The sequence below is a fragment of the Thiolapillus sp. genome (genome assembly GCF_048562965.1).
Classification (GTDB): Bacteria; Pseudomonadota; Gammaproteobacteria; order Chromatiales; family Chromatiaceae; genus Thiolapillus; species Thiolapillus brandeum_A.
Genome location: NZ_JBHNMF010000233.1, coordinates 1 through 5,029 on the forward strand (window position 1 = coordinate 1; position 5,029 = coordinate 5,029).

A 5,029-nucleotide genomic window follows, 5' to 3' on the forward strand; every position below is an offset into this window, starting at 1 on the left:
CCGCGTTCGGAGGCCTACTTTGTTTTCCCTCTGGCGCAAGGCACGCCGGGAAAACAGTGCGGCCTCGCGGCTACTGGGGTCTACCAGCCTTCGCTTCGCTCTCCATGGCTGGCAGCGGGGGCAGTCGGTTTTACATCCCGCATTACGGGTTCGGCCTTGTCCACGGCGGGTGCAGGTTTCTTTTCGATCTGCAGCGGCGAGGTCCTTTTCTCGATCTTTCTCATCACGTGGGCTGTGGGCCCGGCAGGTTTCGGCGGCGTTGCAGTCTCTTCGAGGGACTTGAGCTGCTCATGCTCTTTCATGGGTCGCCACCCCCGCTCGGGCTTTTCCGACAGGGGCGCATTGACCTCTTCGGGTATACTGGGGGGAGGCACAACTTCTACCGGCGCTCCTCTTTCCGTCGGCTCCGGCCGAAGCTCTCCGCTGGCATCCGGCTCCGCCGCCTTGTCATCAGACTCGTAATAATCTGCGTTCGGCCAGTCACTGCCCGGCGGCCTGATCAATTCGTTTCTGAACTTGCGGGTGGGCTGGCTGTGGTAGCGCTGGGTCTGCTGATAATCGGCATAGGGGCGAAAACCGGAATTGGGCGACAGACCGTATCCGGGATTTGCCGGCTGAACGGCTGCACTGCCCCCCGGGGGCGGCCAGTTTATGGAACCCGGACCATTGCTCTGGGAATAATAACCGTCAGCCATGGCGACAGCAGAAACCAATAGACCACAACCCAAACCACAGAAAACCACACTACGCATTGCCGCTCCTCCAACCAGCATCATATTCAGAATCTACCACAATCTGCCAGACATGCGCATCTAGGAGCCCGTCGGACTTAGGAGGATTCTACTGCGGCGATGGGAAAGCGGTGCATTTTTCCGATCTTTTTCGCTGCGTAGAACCACTATGCGCCTTAAAAGTTCGAAAAACTGCCCTCACTTTCCCACTCGCCTCGCTACGAACCCCTAAGTCCGACAGACTCCTAGGGAAGCGCTTCCCTAGGCCAGTCCAAGAGGATTGTCCGGATCCACCCCTTCCATGAAAGGCAGATGGCGCTCCCTATGGGTCACCTGGTAAACCAGGCCGATCCAGTTGGCCACCACGGCCTCGGCGGTATCATGCCAGATATTGTCGATATTGCTGGCCACCAGTTTCTCGGGAAATTCCGGCAGCGTCTCCCCTGCGTCCCGGGCACGTTTCAGGCACCAGGCATATTCGTCGAAGATGGCCTTCTGCTGCAGGCTGAAATAATTGTCAGGCATAGGCGGATAGTCTTCCCGCTCCCCGGCGATCCAGCGCAATACCTCACGTTTGTATTCCTTGAGCAGGGACACAGTATCGTATTCCGGGTGCCCCTGGAAGAACACGAAACGCAGACCATCCGGACTGGTGGCCAGATGCACACCAATCTCCTCACTTTCCACCAGCACGCGCAGACCTGCTTCACGAAACTGTTCCGGTGTCACCGCATTCCAGCGGGAATGGGGCACGTGGAAGCGGCTGTTGACATCATTTACCAGGGGATGGACCTTGTCCATCACGCGATGCGGGAACACACCCCAGATTTTCTGTTCCTGAGGAATACGGTGCTGAGCGTAGCGAAACTGCAGAACAGCATGGGTGGTCAGACAGGAACACAGGGTGGAGGTGACATTCTCCCAGGCCCAGTCGATGACCCTGATCAGGGGCTCCCAGAACGGCTGATTGGCCAGTTCCGGTCCGGTGACATTGGCACCGGTGATGATCAGGGCATCCAGCCCCTTCTCCCGGATGTCATCGAAGCTTTCATAGTAGGCATCGATATGCGCCTGGGCTTCGGGACTGCGCGGCAGTTCCGGCAGGGTGAAGGGATGCACATAGAACTGGGCGATGGGATTGCTCTCCCCCACCAGACGGAAGAACTGGCGCTCGGTGGCGGCCAGAGCCTTGTCCGGCATCATGTTCAGCAGGCCGATATGCAGCTCGCGGATATGCTGGTGCATGGCACGGCCCGTGGGCAGCACCAGCAGGCCTTCCTGGCGCAGGCGTTCGAAGGATGGCAGATCGTTGTGGGCAACCAGGGGCATCAGCTTTCCTCCCGGGCAATGGCCGTTTCCAGCAGATCGAGAAACTCCGTTTCGGTGTTCACCCCGGCAAGTTCCTTAGAGGTGACGGTATATCCCTGGCGCGCAATTTCCTCATAGCGGGGTATGCGGGAGTGGAACAGTCGCGGGAATACCCAGCGGGTAAAATCGTCCGGATCCATCTGCGCCGCATAGTCCAGATCCATTTCCGCCAGATATATTTCCAGTTGCTCCAGCAGGAACTCCGGACGGTAGTAAAGGGGCTTGGGCGATGACTGGGCACGGCTGATGAGCTGCTGTTCCTGTTCTTCATCGGTGATCTTGATGTAGAGGATGAAGCTGTGCTGTGCCAGCAGTTCAATGACGCCGGGCTCGTCCAGTTCACACAGACTGCCACCCATGTCGTTGATGAAATGCTTGTAGCCGTAGACATCCTGAGCCTTGCGGATAAAATCCGGCACATCACGCACCGCGGCAATCTCAGCGTCACGGTACTGGGCCTGACGCCGGATGAAATCCTTCAGGGGCACCCCGCCCTGCTCAGGATTGCCCAGCTTGCCGACAAAACTCAGTACCGGCCCCAGATCGTCCACCTTGATGTTGTTGCGGATGTAAATCCAGTCACGGCGCAGCAGGTCACGCAGAAACGGCTGCTGCATGGCCTGGGCTTTTACCAGATCCATGATCGGCTCATCCAGATAGCGTGTACCGATACGGTAGTCACCGGAATAGTGGAACCAGTCATGCTGGCGCAGCATGTTGGAAATGTAGGTCTTGCCTACCCCAGACATGCCCAGCAGCGTGATTTTCTTGTGCTCCCAGGCGCGAAAGGATTCAACGGTAAATTTCACATCAGGTGTCCCTTGGCGAACGCGATGGCTTATTATACCGGGGTATGTCTGAGCAAGTGAATTTGTCCCGTAAAATGCACGACTGGTTCAGCCGGCAGATGGAATCGACGCGCCTGCACCTGGCCCGTCCCGATGCCCTGATCCAGCTGGCAGTCATGGGGCTGATCACCGGGCTGCTGGCTGGGGCGGTCATCGTCTGCTTCCGCTATCTCATCGAAGCGGCGCAAAACTTTGCCCTGAGAGGCAACGGCCCGGATGCCTTCGAATCACTGACTCCCTGAATGCGCTTTGTCTTTCCCCTGGCGGGCGCCATCGCACTGGCCGTGATGTTCCGCTGGTTTGCCAAAGGCCTGTACGTGCTGGGTGTGGCGCGGGTGCTGGAGCGCATGGCCTATCACCAGGGGCATCTGACCCTGCGGGGCTTCGTGCTGCAGTTCTTCGGCGTGGCTATCGCCCTGATCAGCGGCCATTCGGTGGGACGGGAAGGTGCGCATATCTTCCTCGGCGCCTGTACCGGCAGCCTGCTGGGACAGAAACTGGAACTGCCCAATAACGCCGTGCGCACCCTGGTCGGCTGCGGTACTGCTGCCGGCATCGCCGCTTCGTTCAACACGCCACTGGCGGGCGTGATCTTTTCTCTCGAAGTCATCATGATGGACTATCAGCTGGCCAGCTTCATTCCCGTGATCCTGAGCGCGGTCACGGCAACCGTGGTGTCCAATGCCTTCCTCGGCAATGCTGCGGTGTTCAGCGTGCCCATCATGGAACTGGGCAGTCTGAAGGAAATCCCGTTGGTGGTGATACTCGGCCTGCTGAGTGGCACCCTGGCCGCCGGATTCATCATCATGGTCAAGAAAATCGCCGGTAAGGGCAAGGTCTGGCCCATCGAGTGGCAGATGATGGCGGCAGGTATTTCCATTGCCTTGCTGGGTATGTGGTTGCCGGAAGTCATGGGTATCGGCTATGACACCATCAATATCGCTCTCATCGGGGGCTACAGCGCCGGACTGCTGTTGCTGATGGCGGCGGCCAAACTGGTGGCCACCAGTATCTGCTCCGCCCTCAACGTACCGGGCGGCATGATCGGCCCGTCATTTTTTATCGGCGCCACGCTGGGGGCGGGATTTGGCCATCTCATGATCGCATGGTTGCCCGACATCGGCATCCAACCCGGCCTGTATGCCATGCTGGGCATGAGCGCCATGATGGGCGCCAGTCTGCAGGCACCGCTGGCCGCTTTGACAGCCTTGCTGGAGCTCACAGACAATCCGCAGATCATCATGCCAGGCATGCTGGTGGTGGTCATCGCCGGCCTGACCGCCAGCGAACTGTTCGGGCAGGAATCCCTGTTCATCACCATGCTCAAGGCCAAGGGGCTGGACTACAAACAACATCCGGTGCTGGCGGCGTTGCGCCGTGTGGGAGTGGCCAGCATCATGAACAAGGATTTTATGCGCTCTATGCGCAACATCAGCCTTGAACAGGCGCACAAGCTGCTTGAATCCAAGCCGAAGTGGATCGTCATCACGGAAGACAAGAAGCCAAAAGCGATACTCCCCGGCATCGCCCTGGCAGGATTCTTGGAAGCCGAACAGGAGGAACCACTGGAGGAAATCGATCTGATGGCCATCCCCGGGAAACGGCTGGAACTCGCCCCCATCCACCTTCACGAAACCCTGCAGGAAGCGCTGGAGAAGCTGAACAAGGGGGAAGGGGAAGCGTTATATGTACAGCGCATGTCCGCCCCGGGGATCTGGCGCATCTACGGCATTCTTACCCGCGAACAGATCGAATCGTCCTATCAGCTGTGAAGCCGGAATTCCAAGTGTGTCTTCGACCTCGTGATAGATTTTGGGACATCTCAGTCCCCAAAATCGACTCGGACTTTGACAACCTATTTGTGCCCCAGCCGTCCTGGTCACCAAGCACTGCGCAACAACTTCGCAAGCTCGTTGCTGCTCCGTACTTGGCTCCCATATGACTGGACGCCGCGTTCGGATGCCTACTTTGTTTTCCCTCTGGCGCAAGGCACGCCGGGAAAACAGTGCGGCCTCGCGGCTACTGGGGTCTACCAGCCTTCGCTTCGCTCTCCATGGCTGGCAGCGAGCGTGAGATGTCCGC

6 protein-coding genes are annotated in these 5,029 nt (G+C 58.6%); 3 read left to right on the forward strand and 3 right to left on the reverse strand.

Annotation, left to right across the window (positions count from 1 at the left end; genetic code table 11):
- Positions 1-80: 80 nt before the first annotated feature.
- The 3 genes from ACOCD2_RS12020 to ACOCD2_RS12030 form a co-directional block, all read right to left on the reverse strand.
- A complete protein-coding gene (locus tag ACOCD2_RS12020) occupies positions 81-752 on the reverse strand; it encodes a hypothetical protein (protein ID WP_293653656.1) in 672 nt (223 codons plus the stop codon).
- A 240-nt stretch (positions 753-992) separates the two neighbouring features.
- On the reverse strand, positions 993-2,060 hold the full coding sequence (gene metA, locus ACOCD2_RS12025; protein ID WP_293647821.1) for a homoserine O-succinyltransferase MetA: 1,068 nt from the start codon (positions 2,058-2,060) through the stop codon (positions 993-995).
- The gene (locus ACOCD2_RS12030) at positions 2,060-2,908 is read right to left on the reverse strand and encodes an ATPase (protein WP_293647823.1); all 849 of its coding nucleotides are present in this window, start codon (positions 2,906-2,908) and stop codon (positions 2,060-2,062) included. The genes metA and ACOCD2_RS12030 overlap by 1 nt, the downstream gene beginning before the upstream one ends.
- A gap of 62 nt (positions 2,909-2,970) precedes the next feature.
- Between ACOCD2_RS12030 and ACOCD2_RS12035 the strand changes: the two genes are divergently transcribed.
- The 3 genes from ACOCD2_RS12035 to ACOCD2_RS12045 form a co-directional block, all read left to right on the forward strand.
- Positions 2,971-3,189: a hypothetical protein gene (locus ACOCD2_RS12035; protein WP_293715029.1), complete on the forward strand. Its 219-nt coding sequence runs from the start codon at positions 2,971-2,973 to the stop codon at positions 3,187-3,189.
- Positions 3,190-4,719: a chloride channel protein gene (locus tag ACOCD2_RS12040; RefSeq protein WP_293680214.1), complete on the forward strand. Its 1,530-nt coding sequence runs from the start codon at positions 3,190-3,192 to the stop codon at positions 4,717-4,719.
- 30 nt (positions 4,720-4,749) lie between these two features.
- A partial coding sequence (locus ACOCD2_RS12045; protein WP_293885378.1) for a hypothetical protein occupies positions 4,750-5,029 on the forward strand: 280 nt, incomplete at its 3' end.